Below are 17,541 nucleotides of genomic sequence, written 5' to 3' on the forward strand. Positions count from 1 at the left end.
GGACGAAGTGCCGTCGCCCGGGCTCCCACCCGTCGAACTTCGGGTGGTGATGGGCCCGGTCCAGGGTCCCGGGCGGGGGTCGATCCCGACCAGGTCCCCGAAGCCGACAAGGCCGGCCTGGCCGCGTCCGCACCGGAGATCGTCGCGGCGGTCAAACGGATGCTCGACGGCGTGCGCGACGGGGAGTTGGCCCCGTCGCCGCCCGAGCCTGTCGCCGCGGCCCGCACCGGCTGGCTCTGAGCTCTCGAGTTCGGTTGCCCGGCAACGGCTACCGGGAGTCTTCCGCGGAAAAGACGTCGATCGCCCGCACGGGCGTCAACATCACCAGCGGGATCTGACGGCTGGTTGACTGCTGATAGGTGAGGTACGGCGGATACAGGTGCGCCATGTACGCCCACACCTGGTGGCGTTCCTCGGCCTCGGGCTCCCGCCAAGTGGCCTCGAACGCTTGAGTCGCGATCTGGACGCCGATCGTGTTGCTCTGCAAGACGTTCAAGTACCACTGCGGGTGCGTGTCGGCACCGCCCTTAGACGCGACGACCACGATCTCGCCACCGACGTTGCCGTAGATCAGCGGCCTGACGTAGCTCTTCCCCGACTTGCGGCCCATACACCTGATCAGGCAGTGGGTGGTCATCGCCCTGCCCCCGACCGCGCTCACGTCCATGATGTGGCCGCGCGCGCCGCCGGAGGTCAGATACCTCTCGAGGTGCTCGGCGATCCAGTCGCTGCGTGCGGCTCGGATAGATGCGGCGTCGGCGTCGCTCATCGGTGACTCCTAACGTAAGCGAGGCGAGGGCCTTTGGATGACGGCTTCCGTCGCCCGACTATGCCAGGCGGACCGGTCAGCCGTGCGCCGACCCAACCCGGTGCCGTTAGCCGCTCGTCACCTTTTCGGCCAGCGCAGCCAACTTGGCGTCCAGTTGCTCCGCGGCGCTCAGTAATTCGGGATTGGGTTCGACGACCATCAGCGATGACGGCTTGACGTAGGTCAGGCTGCTGCCGGCCGGCTCGTCGGTGATCAAGACTTCGACCGGGGCGAACAGGCCCGCGGTCGGGTCGTGCCGCAGCATCGTGATCGCGATCAACGGGTTGCCGAGGATTACGCGAATCACCTTGCGGTCGATGCCGGCCTTGGGGATCCACGCGCCGTGGTCGAACAACCCGAACAACATGAATCCGCTGGGGCCGACGTGTGGTTCGACGGCCTGCCGGTAAGAATCCCAGTTGTCGCTAGTTGCCGCGATGTCGTTGATCGCGACGGCTCGCTCGCCGATGTCCGCGAGCAACGCGGCGAGCAGTTCGTCGTAGCTCTTGGTGCTGTCGTGGCGCACCCGCACGCCGTTGAAAACCGTCTCGGTCATAATCTTCCTGTCCTTCGGTCCTCGCCGATCTTGAGGATCGGGGTCCGGTTCTCCGGTTGCACCCTGTCCCACAAGCCGCCCTTGCCCAGTTCTCGTCCCAACTGCTCTTCGCGGCGGAACCACTCCTCGGCAGTCTTGATCCGATTCGGGTGGATCTCGTCGAGCAGGCCGTAATCGCGCTTGATCACCTCGTATTTCCACAAGTTCCAGAATCCGGTGAAGTTGTCGCGGATGTTCATCGTGCTCTTGTCCTTGGGGTCCGCGTTGTAACCGGCGGGCGCATCCGCGGCCCCGCTCAGTGGGCCCTCGCGCCAGTAGGTGTCCAGGTCGGTGTCGATGTACCGCGCCGGATGCCCGGTGACCGCCTCGAACGCCGCGGCGAGGTCGGCGTAGCGAATCTGGTCGACGGCGACTTCGAGATCCATGCCATTCGCGCGCTCGGGGTGGTCGAAAAGCCAGCGGACGTAATAGCCGCAGTCTTCGAGGGCCACATGGGGCACGGCCCCGTCGCCGAGCGGAACCCGCCAGGTCACCACGCCATCCTCGATGGTGGGGGCCATCGGTGTGCCGGGCGAAATCACCATCTCGATGTAGGGGCCCGACGTGAAGACCGCCGCGCCCATCCGATCGGCGTTCACCTGATTCTGGAACAGGATCCACTCACCCACGCGGCCCTTGCCGTCGTAATGGCCGGTGCGGAATCGCGAGTCATAGCCCGCTTTCTTGAGCCCGTAGTCGAGGTTGCCATACACGAAGAACTTGATTCCCTCTTCGATCGCTATCTCGTAGCTGCGGATGGCCCAATACATTTCGGTCTTCTCGCCCGTGTTGAATCCGTCGATGTTGACGAATGCCGCTTCACAACCGCGGAACCCTTCCCGCAGCTTCGCCTCGTCGGCGAATGAGCCTTCCAACACGGACACGTTGTCGAGGGCGAGCAGCTCCTTGGCTCGCCGGGAGCCGGGGTCTCGGCTGAGGAAGCGGATGGAATACTTGTCGTCGGCGACCAGGGCACGAATGATCGGCATGCCCTGGGCGCCGGTGCCGCCGACGACGAAGATCTTCTGGGACATCGTCGTCAGCCCAGCCGCTCGATGATGGTGGCGTTGGCCATGCCGCCGCCCTCGCACATCGTCTGCAGCCCGTACCGGCCGCCGCGCTGCTCCAAAGCGTTGACGAGCGTGGTCATGATGCGGGCGCCGCTGGCCCCCAGCGGATGGCCGATCGCGATGGCGCCGCCGTTGACATTCGTCTTGGCCAGATCGGCGCCGGTGTCGTGCGCCCAGGCGAGCACGACGGGCGCGAAGGCCTCGTTGACCTCGAACAGGTCGATGTCAGCCAGCGTCAATCCCGCACGGTGGAGCACCTTTTCGGTGGCCGGGATGACCCCGGTCAGCATGTACAGCGGATCCGAGCCCACGACGGTGGTGGTGTGGATGCGCGCCAGCGGGCGCAGGCCGAGCTTCTTGGCGACGTCGCTGGTGGTGATCAGCACGGCGGCGCTGCCGTCCGAGAGTGGCGAGGAGTTGCCGGCGGTGATCTCCCAATTGATCTGTGGGAAACGGGCTTTCATCGCCTCGCTGTAGAACGCGGGCCGCAAACCGGCCAGCGTCTCGACCGTCGTGCCGGGCCGGATGAATTCGTCGGCGGACAGCCCGGCGATCGGGATCAGCTCGTTGTCGAAGAGCCCATCCTTGGTGGCGCGCGCGGCCTTGTCGTGGCTGCCCGCGGAGAACTCGTCGAGCTGGGTGCGCGAGAAGCCCCACCGCGCCGCGATCAGTTCGGCGCTGATGCCCTGCGGCACCAGCCCGTCGGGATAGCGCCGCGTCATGTCGTCGCCGAAGGGATTGCTGCCCGGCAGCACCGAGGTGCCCATCGGGACGCGGCCCATCGACTCCACGCCGGCGGCGACGACGAGGTCGTAGGCGCCGGAGAGCACGCCCTGGGCGGCGAAGCTGATGGCCTGCTGGCTGCTGCCGCACTGCCGGTCGATCGTGACCCCGGGAACCGACTCGGGGAATCCGGCGCCGAGCAGCGCATTGCGGGCGATGTTGACCGCCTGGTCGCCGACCTGGGCGACGGCGCCGGCGATGACGTCGTCGATCTGCGCCGGGTCTACGCCGGTGCGCGCCACCAGCTCCCGCAGGCTGTGTGCCAGCAGGTCGGCGGGCAAGACGTCGTGCAGCGCACCGCTGGGCTTGCCCTTGCCGATGGGGGTGCGGACGGCTCCGACGATGACGGCGTCGCGATTCATGGCTCCTCCTTGAGTCCGACGATCTAGGTATAGACAGCTGTACCCAGGTAAACATCTAGGTACACTAAAAGCAACCCAGCCGGAAGGGTGATTTATGACACTGCTACAGGGGCCGCTCGCCGACCGCGATACCTGGTCGGCCGTCGGCGAGTGCGCGATCGAGAAGACCATGGCGGTGGTGGGCACCAAATCCGCGATGCTCATCATGCGCGAGGCCTACTACGGCACCACGCGCTTCGACGACTTCGCCCGCCGGGTGGGCATCACCAAGGCCGCCACCTCGGCCAGGCTGTCCGAACTGGTCGAGCTGGGGCTGCTGAAGCGGCAGCCCTACCACGAGCCGGGGCAGCGCCGGCGTGAGGAATACGTGCTCACGGAGGCCGGCATCGACTTCATGCCGGTGGTGTGGGCGATGTTCGAGTGGGGCCGGCGCCACCTGCCGGGCCGCCACCGGCTTCGCCTGACCCACCTCGGCTGTGGCGCCGATGCGGAGGTCCAAATGCGTTGCACCGAGGGGCATCTGGTGCCACCGGACGAGCTCGGCGTGCGGCTGGCTAAGTCTGGTTGAGCGCGGCCAGCAGCCGGCGGGCCGCGGCCACGCGGCGGGCGGCGGGGCCCGACAACGCGTCCAGGGCGCATTCGGGGTCGGCCGGCGGCCCCATGTGCCCGCAGCCGCGCGGGCAGTCCTCGATCGCCCCGGCGAGATCCGAGAAGGCCATCAGCACGTCGTCGGGTTGGATGTGTGCCAGCCCGAAGGACCGGATGCCCGGGGTGTCGATCACCCAGCCGGAGGTCGCCAGGGGCTTGCTCAAAGGGAAGGCGACGGACTGGGTGGAGGTGTGCCGGCCGCGGCCGATGTCGGTGACCTCGCCGACGGCCCGTTCCGCCTCGGGGACAAGGCGATTCACCAAGGTCGACTTGCCGACGCCGGAGTGCCCGAGCAGCACGGTGATCTTGCCGCCGAGCAGGTCGGCCACCGCGAGTAGCGGGTCGTCGCGGCCCGCGGCCACCACCGTGAGGTCCAGGTCGACGAACTGCTCGGCGAACGGCTCCGGCGGCGCCAGGTCGGTCTTGGTCAGGCACAGGATGGGCGTCAGGCCGCCGGCGTAGGCGGCGATCAGCGCCCGGTCCACCAGGCCGGTGCGCGGCGGCGGGTCGGCCAGCGCCACCACGATCAGCAACTGGTCGGCGTTGGCCACCACCACCCGTTCGGTCGGATCGGTGTCATCGGCGGTGCGGCGCAGGACCGTTCGCCGCTCAGCGCGCCGGACGATGCGGGCCAGGGTGTCCAGCCGCCCGGACAGATCGCCCACCACGTAGACGTCGTCGCCGACCACGATCGGGGTGCGGCCGAGTTCCCGCGCCCGCATGGCGGTGATCCGGCGTTCGGGGTCGCCGCCCAGCACGCACCCCCAGCGGCCACGGTCGACGCTGACCACCATCGCGGCCTCGGCGTCGGCGTGCTCGGGACGAGTCTTGGTGCGCGGTCGCGAACCCCTGCCGGAGCGGACCTTGACGTCGGACTCGTCGTAATCGCCGGGCCTCAAATATCGGACCCCAGCATGTGTGCCCACAGCTCCGGAAACTCCGGCAGTGTCTTGGAGGTGGAGCCGATGTCGTCGACCACGAGCCCGGCCACCCGCAGCCCGATGATCGCGCCCGCCATCGCCATCCGGTGGTCGGCGTAGGCCCGCCAGACGCCGGGGTGCAGCGGTGTCGCGGTGATAACCAGGCCGTCGGGCGTCTCGGTGCAGTCGCCGCCGAGGTTGGTGATCTCGGTGCGCAGCGCGGCGAGGCGGTCGGTCTCGTGGCCCCGCAGGTGACCGATGCCGGAGAGGCGCGACACGGACCCCGGGGCCGCCAGCGCGGCCAGCGCCGCCACCGACGGGGTCAGCTCGCCGACGTCGCGCAGGTCGACGTCGAAGCCGTCATAGCCGGCCGATCCGCGCACCTCCAGGTACGAACCATCTTGGTCGACAACGGCATTCAGCTTGCCCAGCACCGCCAGGATGTGCTCGGCCGGTTGCACGCTCGCCTCCGGCCAGCCGGTGATGCGCACCGTTCCGCCGCTGACCACGGCGGCTGCCAGGAAGGGGACGGCGTTGGTCAGGTCCGGTTCGACCTGCCAATGCCGGGCCGCGACCGGGCCGGGTTGCACCCGCCAGGTGTTGCGAACCGAGTCGTCGACCGCAACCCCGGCCTGGCGCAGCATCACCACCGTCATGGCGATGTGCGGCGCCGACGGCAGCGTCGCCCCGGTGTGCCGCACGGTCAGGCCCTCGGTGAACGACGGCGCGCACAACAGCAGCCCCGACACGAACTGCGAGGACGCCGACGCGTCGATGTCCACGGTCCCGCCGGCCACCGACCCGCCGCCGTGCACGCGGAAGGGCAGGCCCGAGCCCTCGATCGGCACGCCCAGGCCGCGCAGCGCGTCGAGCAGCGGCGCGATCGGCCGCGCCCGGGCCTGCTCGTCGCCGTCGAACTCGACCACCGCCTCGGCCAGCGCCGCCAGCGGCGGGACGAACCGCAGCACCGTCCCGGCCAGGCCGCAATCCACCGTTGCCTCGGGCCCCGGGGCGATCCGGCCACCGACCCTGAGCTCGGACCCGGTGCCGTCGACGCGCAAGCCGAGGGTGCGCAGCGCGCCGATCATCAGATCGGTGTCCCGGCTGCGCAGCGCCCCGCTGATGGTCGGGGCGCCGTGCCCCTGGGCGGCGGCCAACGCGGCCAGCACCAGCGCCCGATTGGTCTGCGACTTCGAGCCCGGAACGGTCACGGTCGCGTGCACCGGTTCCGGCGCGCTGGGGGCCGTCCACATACTCACCGGTCCATCATGGCGTGTCACCGAGCAATGCCACTATGGGACTTATGTGTGGACGGTTCGCGGTCACCACCGATCCGGCGCTGCTGGCCCAGAAGATCAAGGCGATCGATGAGGCCACCGGCGCCTCCGAGAGCGCCGGCACGCCCAACTACAACGTGGCGCCGACGTCGACGATCGCCGCCGTCGTGAGCCGCCACACCGATCCCGATGACGAGCCCACCCGCCGGGTGCGGCTGATGCGCTGGGGCCTGGTCCCGCCCTGGGTCAAGGCCGATGCCGACGGGGCGCCCGAGACCAAGGGCCCGATGCTGATCAACGCCCGCGCCGACAAGGTCACCACGTCGCCCGCGTTCCGGTCGAGCGCGAAGTCGAAGCGTTGTCTGATCCCGATGGACGGCTACTACGAATGGCGCGTCAACCCCGACGCGGCCGGCGGCAAGAAGTCCCGCAAGACGCCCTTCTTCATGTTCCGCCAGGACGGCGAGCCGCTGTTCATGGCGGGGCTGTGGTCGGTCTGGAAGCCGGCCAAGGCGGGCTCGCCGCTGCTGAGCTGCACCATCATCACCACCGACGCGCCCGGCGAGCTGGCCGAGATCCATGACCGGATGCCTCTGGTGGTGCCGGAAGGGGAGTGGGACCGCTGGCTGGACCCCGACGCCCCGATCGACGAAAAGCTGCTCACCCGGCCGCCCGACGTGAGCGGCATTCGAATGCGCGAGGTCTCGACCCTGGTCAACAACGTCCGCAACAACGGGCCCCAGTTACTCGAGCCGGCCGACCCGGAGCCCGAGCAGGCGACCCTGCTTTAGGGTGCTCACCGAGGCGGCGCTTCGCGGTTGTACGCGCGAGACAACATCCGGGCCACCTTTGTGGTTCGGCGACGGATCCGCGGGGTCCACGTGCGCTTTACCATGCATGGGTGACCGGCTCGTACACCCACACCTTCGAGGAGATCCGTGACGGCCCGGTGGCGGTGATCGGGGCGGGTACGCTCGGGCGCCGCATCGCGCTGATGTTCGCCAGCCGCGGCGGGACGGTGCGGATCTTCGCGCCCCGCGCCGAACAGCGCGCCTCGGCGGTCGACTTCGTCGCGCAGAACCTGCCAAAGTTGTTGCAGGAGCGTGGTTTTGGTGAGATCGGTCAGGCGGTCGCGACGGGCTCGCTGGAAGAGGCGCTCGACGGCGCATGGCTGGTGGTCGAGTCGGTTCCAGAAAAGCTCGAGGTCAAGATCGCCGCCTGGGACCAGATCGACCAGGCGGCGCCGGCGGATACGATCTTCGCCACCAATTCGTCGTCGTACCCGTCGCGCCTGATGGCAACGTACGTGAAGGACAAGTCGCGGCTGTGCAACATGCACTTCTATATGCCTCCGGCCTCCATCGGCGTGGATCTGATGTCCGACGGTCAGACCGATCGGGGACTACTCGACACCCTGCTGACCGTCCTGCCGGAGTTCGGCGTCCATCCCTTCGAGGCGCGCAAGGAATGCACCGGCTTCATCTTCAATCGCATCTGGGCCGCCATCAAACGCGAGTCGCTGGCGGTGGTAGCGGAGGGGGTGGCCCGTCCCGAGGACGTCGACGGCATGTTCAAGGTCAACCTCGGCGTGCCGGCCGGTCCGTTTCAGATGATGGACGCCGTGGGCCTCGACGTCGTGCTCGACATCGAAAACCACTATGCCCAGGAGTTCCCGCACCTTCCCGAACACGTGCGTGAGTTGCTGCAGTCCTACGTCGACGCCGGCAAGCTCGGCATCAAGTCCGGCGAGGGCTTCTACACGTACTAGGACGCGCCCTTGGCCCGGTCGCCGTCAGTTGCTCAAGACCAGGCGCCAACTTCCGGCGATCAAACGGTCCGGCACGCACCAGAAGTTGTTCCAGTTTCCCGGCGTCGTGGCCTTGACCCCCGGCCCGGCGTCCTGACATGCCTCCCGGGTCGGATAGTTGCCCTCGGTTTGGATCGTCTCGGCCTTGCCGACGCCGACGCCGACGGTCAGCAGCCCGGTGAAAGCCAGCAGGCCCGCGGCGACGATGGCCCTCGGGTCGATTGACCGCTTTGCGTCCATGCGCTCCTCCTATGTGATGCACCGCTGATGAGCGAAGGGTGTCAGATGGGCGCGCCGCGCACAACACGTGGGTGATGCCGAATTGTGGCCAAAGGGCCCTTATCTTCGACATCGGAACTGGCAAATCATATGGTCATGACAACTACCGACCGGACCGTTTTTGAAGGTCCATTGCAACAGCTGGCGCGCAGCGCGTGGCAGCTGCTTCTGCTCATCGGCGTGCTGGCGGTGGCACTCGGTGTCATCGTGCTGGCCTGGCCGGGCAAGACACTCTTCGTCGCGGGTGTCCTGTTCGGGATCTACCTGGTGGCTTCCGGCATCGGCTACGTGTTCACGGCCTTTGGCACAGACGTGGGCGCCGCTATGCGGGTGCTCACGTTCCTCACCGGCGTCGTGTCAATCGTGCTGGGGTTCTTCTGTTTTCGCGACAAATTCGAGGCCGTCACGCTGCTGGCGATCTGGATCGGCGTCAGCTGGCTGTTCCGCGGGATGACCATCCTGGCCGCGGCGCTGTCGTTCGACCACATGCCCGGCCGCGGCTGGCAGGTGCTCTCCGGCTTGATCATCGTGGTCGGCGGGGCCGTGCTGATCGTCTCGCCGTTGGATTCGATCGCGATCCTGACCCTCGTCGCGGGTTGCTGGTTGATCGCCATCGGCATCGTCGACATCATCAACGCCATCCAGGTTCGCAACCGCGCCAAGCACGTTGTGGACACACTGGCCCGGCCCGCCGCCTAGGCGGGGCACCCGGGCCATCTAGTCAGGGCGGACCGACTTTCGGCGCCGAGATTGCGGCGGCGGTTGTGCTCCACGGGCAAACCACGACCCCCACGGCAATCTCGGCGACGGCGGTGCCCGTCAGGGCAGCCGCCGCTCGGCCTCGAACGCCAGGCACAGCTCGGCGAGATCCCGCGGTCGCGACACAGAGCGGCCCGTCAGCTCTTCGATGCGGCGCAGCCGGTGCCGCACCGTATTGGGATGACAGAAGATCTTCGCCGCGGCGTCGTTCGCGGAACCGTCCGCGTCGAGCCAGGCCTGAAATGTGTTGAGCAGGATCGAGCGCTCATCCGCGGCCAACTCGTTAAGCCGCTGCAACAGCAGGGACTTGATCTTGCCCATCACCTCGGGTGCGCTGACGGCCGCCAACGCGAGTGGAGTGTCATCGAACACCGACACGAGCGAGTCCCCTGATTGCTTACTGCCGGCCGCCGCCCGGGCTAACCGCAAGGCGTCGCCGGTGTCGGTCAGGCTCCGAAACGGCGGACTGATGCCGACCCGCGCAGTCGCGGCCTGACCGAGCACCTCGACCAAGATTCTCAAAGGGGCGGAAACCCGCGGGCCTTTGAGCGCAACGATCCCGACCTGGAGGTCCGGGGAGAGCCGCCACGCCGAACGGATGTCGCGGGCGGACAGCTTGTTCTCGATCGCCGGGAGGCCCAAACGCCCAACGGCCGGCAGCTTCGCGGCCACCACGACGTAGGGCCCAGACGCCGGTAACCGCAGTAAATCCGCTGCCTCCCAAAGGCTCTGCTTGTCAGTCATCCGCTGCGACAGCAGCGCCTCGACCAAAGCCGACCGCTCTTCTTCACGCTCGAGGAGCTGTGTGGTGAGCTGCTGGCGGTAGGCCGTGGCCATCGCCTGGGTGAAAGTCTCCTGCGCGAAGAAGATGCGTGCGGTGGCATCCAGGATGGCGTCGGTCGGTATCGCCGCGGCGCGGGCGACGGCCAGGGTCTCCTCCCACATGAACCGGAAACCGATGCGGTAGGCGGTCATGACCGCCGGCAGCGGCACCCCGGCGGTCGCCCGCTCGGTGCCGGTGCGCTCGGCGGGCGAGACGTCGACATCGTCCTCGCCGGTGAGCGAATGAAAGATGAAAGCCACGTTCGCCACGCAACTCTCGGCCACCTGACCCTTCGTGACGACGGTGTCGTCGCGGTAGGCGTCGATGTCCCGGCAAAGCACGTCGGCCATGGCCCTGCCCAGCGCGGGCGCGCGCGCCAGCATGAGCTTGCTGAGCTCCACCACATGCGGGTCAACCGCCACGCCGCCCATAACGCGAACCTTATTCCTGACCGCCGGCGAATGTGACCGGTCACAGTCAACCGGGCGCGGTGTTGTTTCGGCGAACATTGTGATCGGAGGTTGCCGGGATGACGCTGGAAGCACGCCCGAAGAACTCGTCCCGGAGGCACACCATGGCGGCACTGAGCGCCCACCTGATCGCGTCGAAGGACCGTCACCCCGAACGCATCGCGCTGCGTTGCGACGACCTGACATTCACCTTCGCCGAACTCGACGCCGCCGCGGCGCGGGTGGCGACGCTGCTGGAACGGGCGGGGATCCGGCCCGGCGACCGGGTCGGTGTGATGCTGCCCAACACACCGGCCTTCGCGGTCGCGTTCTACGGCATCATGTATCGGGGCGCCGTCGCGGTCCCGATGAACCCGCTGCTGAAAGAGCGGGAGATCGCCTACTACCTCTCGAACAGCGGCGCCACGGCGCTCTTTGCGACGCCGGCTTTCGCCGACGAGGTCATCCCGGCGGCGGCCCGTGGCGGGGCGCGATGCTGGCTCGTCGATGACGCGGACCTGATGAAGCTCGTCGCGGACCTGCCGGAGCAGACCACCGCGATACAGCGCAGCGACGACGATGTCGCGGTCATCTTGCACACCTCCGGGACCACCGGAAAACCGAAGGGCGCCATGCTTACTCATGGGAGCCTCCGGCGCATCGCCGAGGTCGGCGTTCGCACCCTGCTCGGGGCGGGGCCGGCCGATGTGGTGATGGGCTGCTTGCCCCTCTTCCATGTTTTCGGACTCACCTGCGGGCTCAACGTTTCCGTTCTTGCGGGCGCGATGCTGACGCTCATCCCTCGGTTCGACCCGCTCAAGGCGCTCCAGGTGATCGAGCGTGACACCGTCACGATCTTCGAGGGGGTGCCGACCATGTACTCGGCGTTGCTCGGCGTGGCCGATCAGGCCTCGACGGGCGCGACGCGGAGCTTGCGGACCTGCGCCTCCGGCGGCGCCGCACTGCCCGTCCAGGTCCTCGCCGACTTTGAAAAGACGTTCCAGTGCACCGTTTTGGAGGGGTACGGGCTTTCCGAGAGCACGGCGGTCGCGGCGTTCAATCATCCCGATCGCCCCCGCAAGGCGGGCTCGATCGGCACCCCGATCGAGGGTGTCGAGATGCGGGTCGTCGACTTCGGTGGCGCCGAGGTCCCGCGGGGCCAGACCGGAGAGATTCAGATCCGCGGCCATAACGTGATGAAGGGCTACTGGAACCTGCCGGAGGCGACGCGGGCCACCATCACACCCGACGGGTGGCTGAACACCGGCGACGTCGGCCGCGTCGACGAGGACGGCTACTTCTACATCGTCGACCGCACAAAGGACTTGATCATCCGCGGCGGGTACAACGTCTATCCCCGCGAGGTCGAGGAAGTGCTCTATGAGCATCCGGCGGTGGCCGAAGCCGCCGTCGTCGGTATTCCGCACGACTCCCTCGGTGAGGAGGTCGGCGCCGCCGTCGCGCTCAAGGAGGGCGCTTCCGCGGCGCCGGAGGAACTGCGCGAATACGTGAAGCGGCGCGTGGCCGCCTACAAGTACCCGCGTTTGGTGTGGCTCGTCGACGCGCTGCCCAAGGGGCCCACCGGCAAGGTCCAGAAGCGCGACATCAACATCCCCGCAGTAGAAAGCATGCGATAACCATGGTCACCCAAACCGCCAGAGCCGAAGAGCTCGCCGCACCCCTCGACCTGCTCTTGACGAGCGCCACCAAGCCGTTCGCCGGCCGGATGATGCCCGACGACACCTGGACCCGATTCGCCGTCGGCCTCGCCAAGCAGCCCGGCGCGGTGGCCGGCCGGATCGGGGCTCTCACCCGCGAGCTCGGCGCCGTCGCGGCCGGCAACTCACACCGGGTGCCGGCGCGCGCCGACAAGCGATTCGCCGACCCGGCCTGGGAGCAGAACCCGGTGCTGCACCGGATCATGCAGGCCTATCTCGCCGGCGCGGAGACCGCCGAGGGGCTGCTCGCCGACGCCGGGCTGGACTGGCGCGACCAGGAGAGGATGCGGTTCGTCGTCGACAATCTGGTCGAGGGTCTGGCCCCCAGTAACAACCCGCTGATCAGCCCGCTCGGCTGGAAGGCGATGATCGACACCGGCGGCCTGAGCGCGGTGCGGGGCCTGAAAGCGTTTGCGCGGGACATGCTTTCGAAGCCCCGGGTGCCCGCGATGGTCGAGCCCGACGCCTACGCGGTGGGCGAGACCTTGGCCCTCACCAAGGGAGCGGTCGTGCTGCGCACGTCCATGTTCGAACTGATCCAATACGCGCCGCAGACCGCGAAGGTCCGTGAGGTCCCGCTGCTGTTGGTGCCGCCGGTGATCAACAAGTACTACATCATGGACATCGCGCCCGGCCGCAGCATGATCGAGTACTTCGTCGCCCAGGGGCAGCAGGTGTTCGTCGTCTCCTGGCGCAATCCGCAGAAGCGCCATCGGGATTGGGGCTTCGACGCGTACGGCGCGGCGATCATCGAGGCGATGGACGCGGTGGAGAAGATCAGCGGGACCGACCGCACCCACCTGCTAGCCACCTGCTCGGGCGGAATCCTGGCCGCGATGACGGCGGCCCACCTGGCCGAGATCGGCCGCGGTGACCGGGTGGCCGGCCTCAACCTGTCCGTCACCGTGCTGGACGAGAACCGGGCGGGCCTGGCTGCCGCGGTGATGAGCGATCGCGCGGCCCAGGCGGCGATCCGGGTCTCGGCCCGAAAGGGCTACCTGGACGGTCGGGACATGGCCGAGATGTTCGCCTGGCTGCGGCCCACCGACCTGGTGTGGCGGTACTGGGTGAACAACTACGTCCAGGGACGCAAGCCGGCGCCGTTCGACGTGCTGTTCTGGAACGCCGACACCACCCGGATGACGGCCGCGCTGCACCGCGACATGGTGCTGATGGCCGTGCGCAACGCCCTCGTCACCCCCGGCGGGGTCGAGATGCTCGGCACCCCGGTGGACCTGTCGAAGGTCACCGCCGACGCCTACGTCGTCGGCGGCGTCGCCGACCACATCTCGCCGTGGCAGGCCACGTACCGCAGCGCACGGCTGCTCGGCAGCAAGGACAACCGGTACGTGCTGTCCACCAGCGGCCACATCGCGGCTCTGGTCAACCCGCCGGGCAACCCGAAGGCTTCGTACCGGACCGGACCGGTCGAGGCGGAGGATCCGCAAGAGTGGCTGCAGTCGTCGCAGCAGTCCAAGGACTCCTGGTGGCCGGACTACGTGGAGTGGCTCGCCGAGCGCAGCGGGCCGGAGGTCGATGCCCCGAAAGCCCTTGGCGGCGAGGGACTCCCGCCGCTCGGACCCGCTCCCGGCGGCTATGTGATGGAGAAGTGAGTGAGGCGCAGCCCACAACAACAGCGGCGCCTGCGGGTGGTCCAGCCGAGCACGGTGGGCCACGAGCGTTACGTCAGCGCCGGCGGGCAGCGGATCCGGGTCAACATCCGTCGGGGAACCGGAGTGCCGCTCGTGCTCTGCAACGGCATCGGCGCCAGCCTGGAGGTGCTCGACCCGCTGGTCGAGCAGCTGCCGATGACGGTCGTGAGGTTCGATGTGCCGGGTACCGGGGGGTCGCCGACCTCGCCCCTGCCCTACGGGTTTCCCTATCTGGCCTGGGTGTTGGGCCGGGTGTTGTCCAAACTCGGCATCGGGGTCGTCGACATCTTCGGGCTGTCCTGGGGCGGGGCGCTGGCGCAGCAGTTCGCGTTCCAGAATCCACGCCGATGCAGGCGCATGGTATTGGTGGCGACGGGCACCGGCATCCTCATGGTGCCGGCCAGCCCCTTCGTGCTGGCGAAAATGGCCACCCCGCGCCGGTTCTCGGATCCCAACTACGCCGCTTCGATCGCCGGTGACCTCTACGGCGGCACCGTCCGCGCCCACGGCGAAGACGTGGCGAAGCTGTTCGTGCGGCAGTTACACGCCGGCTCGAAGATGGGCTACCTGCATCAACTGCTCGCCGGGTCGGTCTGGACGAGCCTGTTCGCGCTGCCCGCGGTGCGGCAGGAGACGCTGATCGTCTCGGGCACCGACGACCCGATCATCCCGGTGGCCAACGCCCACCTCCTGCACCGGTTGCTGCCCCATGCGGTTCTCCACCTGCATTCGGGCGGTCACATCGACATCGTGCACAACGCGACCGAGCTCGCCCCCGTGATCGAGGGTTTTCTGAGCGAGGCGGGCGAACGGGCCTAGCCGCGGATGTCCGCGGTGACCGCATTCGTCAACCGGATCAGGTCCTGTGGCGAAACGCCGACGTCCCAGCCTCGCCTGCCCGCGCTGCAGTACACCCGCTCGAAGTCCAGCGCGCCCGCGTCCACGACCGTCGGCAGGGTCTTGCGCTGCCCGAACGGCGACACGGCGCCCACCAGGTAGCCGGTGGCCCGCTCGGCGGCGGCGGACTCGGCCATGACCGCTTTGGCCACCCCCAGCGCCGCGGCGCTCGCCTTCAGCGAAAGCCGCTCCGGCACAGGCAGTATCGCGACGGCCAGCGCGCCGGGCACCGCGATGACGAGGGTCTTGAAGACCTGTTCGGGTGCGATGCCGCGCTCGGTCAGCGCGTGGACCGCCTCGGCGCCGAACGAGCGCTCGCGCGGATCGTGGTCGAACGTGACAACCTCATGCGGCACACCGGCTTTCACCAGCGCGGCGAGCGCGGGCGTGGCGGCGCGAGGCATCAGGGCCCGGCCCGGCTAGGGGCCCGAGTACCCCGGCGGGTTCACGCCGTCGACCCAGAAGTCGACACCGAGCTGCCCGCCCGGCACGCAGTTGTAGACCGACAGGTCGGTGACGCCGGACTCCAGCAGCACGTCCTCACACAGCAGGGTGTTGCCGGTGTACTCGCGGGCGGGCTTGTTGAGGATCACGTACGCGGCGTCGGAGTACACCTCCGGCTTGCGGGCGCGGCCCATCGCCTCGTCACCCCCGAGCAGGTTCTGCACCGCGGCGGTGGCCACCAGCGTGCGCGGCCACAGCGTGTTCGACGCGATGCCCGCCTCGCGCATCTCCTCGGCGATGCCCAGCGCGCACAGCGTCATGCCGAACTTGGCCATCATGTACGCGGTCGGCTTCAGCCACTCCTTGCCGAGCAGCACGGGCGGAGACAGCGTCAGGATGTGCGGGTTGTCCCCCTTCTTCAGGTGCGGGATGCAGGCCTGCGACACCGCGTACGTGCCGCGCACCTGGATGCCGTTCATCAGGTCGAACCGCTTCATCGGCACCTCGGTGATGGACCCCAGGTTGATCGCCGACGCGTTGTTGACGCAGATGTCGATGCCGCCGAACTGCTCGACGGCCTTGGCCACCGCGGCCTCCACGGACTCCGGGTCCCGGACGTCCCCCACGATCGGCAGGGCCTGCCCACCCGCCTCCTCCAGCTCCTTGGCGGCGGTGTACACCGTGCCCGGCAGCTTGGGGTGGGGCTCGGCGGTCTTGGCGATCAGGGCGATGTTGGCGCCGTCTTGGGCGGCGCGCTTGGCGATCGCCAGGCCGATACCGCGGCTGGCGCCGGAGATGAACATGGTCTTGCCGTTCAGGGACATGGCGTCACATTAACGTCCTGCCGCTCCCGCCCGGACCGGGGGACGGGCGGCGACGGACTCCGCCGGGAAATAGCACGTCGGCCCCCGCTGTTGACTCAATCGGTCTCTGAAGTTACGTAGGCGCACCCAGGCAGACACTGTCGGTGGCAGCCTCTAGATTGGGAGGAGCGGTTTGGTGTCAGCGGCGACGAGCCTGTTGGACCGTCCAACGGGTGCCGACCAGTTGGCTTGCTTTCTGGCAAGCCCGGTGGCGCTTGCAGCGCCGTCCGGCGACACCGCAGCGGAAGGGACCGGGGTAATCGACATGGCCGACACAGACGGCGCGACAGCACAGGAGATTCCCGATCCCGGCCCGCCCGAGACGGACGCGGAGCTGATGGCGCGCTTCGAGCGCGACGCGATCCCCCTGCTGGACCAGCTGTACGGCGGTGCCCTGCGCATGACCCGCAATCCCGCCGACGCGGAAGACCTGCTGCAAGAGACGATGGTCAAGGCTTATGCGGGCTTCCGCTCGTTCAGGGCCGGCACCAACCTCAAGGCGTGGCTGTACCGGATCCTGACCAACACCTACATCAACAGCTACCGCAAGAGGCAGCGCCAGCCGGCCGAGTACCCCACCGAGGAGATCACCGACTGGCAGCTGGCGTCCAACGCCGAGCACTCGTCCACCGGGCTGCGCTCGGCCGAGGTCGAGGCGCTGGAGGCGCTGCCGGATAACGAGATCAAGGAAGCGCTGCAGGCGTTGCCGGAGGAATTCCGGATGGCCGTCTACTACGCCGATGTCGAGGGTTTTCCGTACAAGGAAATCGCGGAAATCATGGATACGCCCATCGGGACGGTAATGTCACGGCTGCACCGCGGCCGCCGTCAACTGCGGTCGCTGCTGGCTGACGTGGCCAAGGAGCGGGGTTTCAACCGCGGCCACCAGGCGCACGAGGAGGTGTCGTCATGAGCGAGTTGTCGGGCCCCGGCGACACGTGCCCCAACGACGACGCTCACGGCGCCGTCGGCTGTGCCGAGGTGATTCGCCAGGTCTGGCTGCTGCTCGACGGCGAATGCACGCCGGAGTCCCGCGACCAGCTGCGCCGCCACCTCGAGGCGTGCCCCGGCTGCTTCAAGCACTACGGCCTCGAGGAGCGCATCAAGGCGTTGATCGCCACCAAGTGCAAAGGCGAGAAGGCCCCCGAGGGCCTGCGCGAGCGGCTACGGCTGGAGATCCGCCGGACCACCATCATCCGAGAGACGCGGTAGCGGGCCTCAGGCGTTGGGCCGCTTGCCGTGGTTGGCCTTGCTGTGCTTGCGGTCGCGCTTCTTGCGGCCCCGTTTGGCCATTTCGGAAAACCTCCGTTGATTGATCGAAACCGGGCGCCCGGCGCCCGTTAGCTTGCCTCACATTCTCGCACGGCCTGTCGGGGCCCCGTGCGCC

The 17,541-nt window shown here is 68.3% G+C and carries 20 protein-coding genes and 1 pseudogene; 10 read left to right on the forward strand and 11 right to left on the reverse strand.

The genetic code is table 11. The features are described 5' to 3' along the window. Positions 1 to 240: pseudogene (locus A5704_RS28255) on the forward strand (hypothetical protein); the annotation flags it as partial. A 28-nt stretch (positions 241 to 268) separates the two neighbouring features. On the opposite strand, the gene A5704_RS07375 reads toward A5704_RS28255, so the two are convergent. The 4 genes from A5704_RS07375 to A5704_RS07390 all read right to left on the reverse strand — a co-directional run bounded on the left by A5704_RS07375 (position 269) and on the right by A5704_RS07390 (position 3,618). After that, complete coding sequence (locus tag A5704_RS07375) at positions 269 to 769, reverse strand: nitroreductase/quinone reductase family protein (RefSeq protein ID WP_067888221.1); 501 nt, start codon at positions 767 to 769, stop codon at positions 269 to 271. Between the two features lie 106 nt (positions 770 to 875). Beyond that, positions 876 to 1,364 (reverse strand): DUF302 domain-containing protein, encoded by a 489-nt coding sequence (locus tag A5704_RS07380; protein WP_067888224.1) that lies wholly within the window; start codon positions 1,362 to 1,364, stop codon positions 876 to 878. Continuing rightward, complete coding sequence (locus A5704_RS07385) at positions 1,361 to 2,437, reverse strand: NmrA family NAD(P)-binding protein (RefSeq protein WP_067782979.1); 1,077 nt, start codon at positions 2,435 to 2,437, stop codon at positions 1,361 to 1,363. Before A5704_RS07385 ends, A5704_RS07380 begins: the two co-directional genes overlap by 4 nt. A 5-nt stretch (positions 2,438 to 2,442) precedes the next feature. Further along, positions 2,443 to 3,618 (reverse strand): thiolase family protein, encoded by a 1,176-nt coding sequence (locus tag A5704_RS07390; RefSeq protein ID WP_067782976.1) that lies wholly within the window; start codon positions 3,616 to 3,618, stop codon positions 2,443 to 2,445. A gap of 94 nt (positions 3,619 to 3,712) precedes the next feature. Here A5704_RS07390 and A5704_RS07395 point away from each other — a divergent pair, with 94 nt between their 5' ends. Then, entirely contained in the window at positions 3,713 to 4,186 is a 474-nt protein-coding gene (locus A5704_RS07395) for a helix-turn-helix domain-containing protein (RefSeq protein WP_067757229.1), read from the forward strand. On the opposite strand, the gene rsgA is transcribed toward A5704_RS07395, so the two are convergent. Together rsgA and aroA are read right to left on the reverse strand one after the other, a co-directional pair. Beyond that, a complete protein-coding gene (rsgA, locus tag A5704_RS07400; protein WP_067782974.1) occupies positions 4,173 to 5,165 on the reverse strand; it encodes a ribosome small subunit-dependent GTPase A in 993 nt (330 codons plus the stop codon). The two genes, A5704_RS07395 and rsgA, sit on opposite strands and share 14 nt — an antisense overlap. Further along, entirely contained in the window at positions 5,162 to 6,445 is a 1,284-nt protein-coding gene (gene aroA, locus A5704_RS07405) for a 3-phosphoshikimate 1-carboxyvinyltransferase (protein WP_156737632.1), read from the reverse strand. Before aroA ends, rsgA begins: the two co-directional genes overlap by 4 nt. 44 nt (positions 6,446 to 6,489) lie before the next feature. On the opposite strand from aroA, the gene A5704_RS07410 reads away from it, so the two are divergent. Both A5704_RS07410 and A5704_RS07415 read left to right on the forward strand, forming a co-directional pair. Further along, positions 6,490 to 7,254, forward strand: a complete 765-nt coding sequence (locus tag A5704_RS07410; RefSeq protein WP_067757244.1) for an SOS response-associated peptidase — start codon at positions 6,490 to 6,492, stop codon at positions 7,252 to 7,254. Positions 7,255 to 7,364: 110 nt separating this feature from the next. Further along, complete coding sequence (locus tag A5704_RS07415; RefSeq protein ID WP_067782969.1) at positions 7,365 to 8,231, forward strand: 3-hydroxyacyl-CoA dehydrogenase family protein; 867 nt, start codon at positions 7,365 to 7,367, stop codon at positions 8,229 to 8,231. A 24-nt stretch (positions 8,232 to 8,255) separates the two neighbouring features. Here the strand turns inward: A5704_RS07415 and A5704_RS07420 are convergent, their stop codons facing one another. Continuing rightward, positions 8,256 to 8,510: a hypothetical protein gene (locus tag A5704_RS07420; protein WP_067782966.1), complete on the reverse strand. Its 255-nt coding sequence runs from the start codon at positions 8,508 to 8,510 to the stop codon at positions 8,256 to 8,258. Between the two features lie 135 nt (positions 8,511 to 8,645). Between A5704_RS07420 and A5704_RS07425 the strand changes: the two genes are divergently transcribed. Beyond that, positions 8,646 to 9,248, forward strand: a complete 603-nt coding sequence (locus A5704_RS07425; protein ID WP_067757344.1) for an HdeD family acid-resistance protein — start codon at positions 8,646 to 8,648, stop codon at positions 9,246 to 9,248. A gap of 120 nt (positions 9,249 to 9,368) precedes the next feature. On the opposite strand, the gene A5704_RS07430 is transcribed toward A5704_RS07425, so the two are convergent. Then, complete coding sequence (locus tag A5704_RS07430) at positions 9,369 to 10,562, reverse strand: CdaR family transcriptional regulator (RefSeq protein WP_067757252.1); 1,194 nt, start codon at positions 10,560 to 10,562, stop codon at positions 9,369 to 9,371. Between the two features lie 143 nt (positions 10,563 to 10,705). Between A5704_RS07430 and A5704_RS07435 the strand changes: the two genes are divergently transcribed. From A5704_RS07435 to A5704_RS07445, 3 genes are read left to right on the forward strand one after another with little or no spacing between them, the layout of a single operon-like run. Then, entirely contained in the window at positions 10,706 to 12,217 is a 1,512-nt protein-coding gene (locus A5704_RS07435) for a long-chain fatty acid--CoA ligase (RefSeq protein ID WP_067782988.1), read from the forward strand. A gap of 2 nt (positions 12,218 to 12,219) precedes the next feature. Beyond that, positions 12,220 to 13,911: an alpha/beta hydrolase gene (locus A5704_RS07440; RefSeq protein ID WP_067757255.1), complete on the forward strand. Its 1,692-nt coding sequence runs from the start codon at positions 12,220 to 12,222 to the stop codon at positions 13,909 to 13,911. Positions 13,912 to 13,941: 30 nt separating this feature from the next. Beyond that, positions 13,942 to 14,769 (forward strand): alpha/beta fold hydrolase, encoded by an 828-nt coding sequence (locus tag A5704_RS07445; protein WP_067782985.1) that lies wholly within the window; start codon positions 13,942 to 13,944, stop codon positions 14,767 to 14,769. On the opposite strand, the gene A5704_RS07450 is transcribed toward A5704_RS07445, so the two are convergent. Further along, on the reverse strand, positions 14,766 to 15,251 hold the full coding sequence (locus A5704_RS07450; RefSeq protein ID WP_067782963.1) for an aminoacyl-tRNA deacylase: 486 nt from the start codon (positions 15,249 to 15,251) through the stop codon (positions 14,766 to 14,768). The genes A5704_RS07445 and A5704_RS07450 overlap by 4 nt on opposite strands. A gap of 15 nt (positions 15,252 to 15,266) precedes the next feature. Continuing rightward, the gene (locus tag A5704_RS07455; RefSeq protein WP_067782960.1) at positions 15,267 to 16,115 is read right to left on the reverse strand and encodes an NAD(P)-dependent oxidoreductase; all 849 of its coding nucleotides are present in this window, start codon (positions 16,113 to 16,115) and stop codon (positions 15,267 to 15,269) included. 304 nt (positions 16,116 to 16,419) lie between these two features. Here A5704_RS07455 and A5704_RS07460 point away from each other — a divergent pair, with 304 nt between their 5' ends. Together A5704_RS07460 and rsrA are read left to right on the forward strand one after the other, a co-directional pair. Next, positions 16,420 to 17,067: a sigma-70 family RNA polymerase sigma factor gene (locus tag A5704_RS07460; RefSeq protein WP_067757263.1), complete on the forward strand. Its 648-nt coding sequence runs from the start codon at positions 16,420 to 16,422 to the stop codon at positions 17,065 to 17,067. After that, complete coding sequence (gene rsrA, locus A5704_RS07465) at positions 17,064 to 17,366, forward strand: mycothiol system anti-sigma-R factor (RefSeq protein WP_067757266.1); 303 nt, start codon at positions 17,064 to 17,066, stop codon at positions 17,364 to 17,366. The genes A5704_RS07460 and rsrA overlap by 4 nt, the downstream gene beginning before the upstream one ends. Before the next feature lie 6 nt (positions 17,367 to 17,372). On the opposite strand, the gene A5704_RS29725 is transcribed toward rsrA, so the two are convergent. Then, positions 17,373 to 17,447 (reverse strand): 50S ribosomal protein bL37, encoded by a 75-nt coding sequence (locus A5704_RS29725; protein WP_011728008.1) that lies wholly within the window; start codon positions 17,445 to 17,447, stop codon positions 17,373 to 17,375. Positions 17,448 to 17,541: the final 94 nt, after the last annotated feature.

Origin of the sequence: Mycobacterium sp. E735 (assembly GCF_001666955.1) — a bacterium.
Taxonomy (GTDB): Bacteria; Actinomycetota; Actinomycetes; order Mycobacteriales; family Mycobacteriaceae; genus Mycobacterium.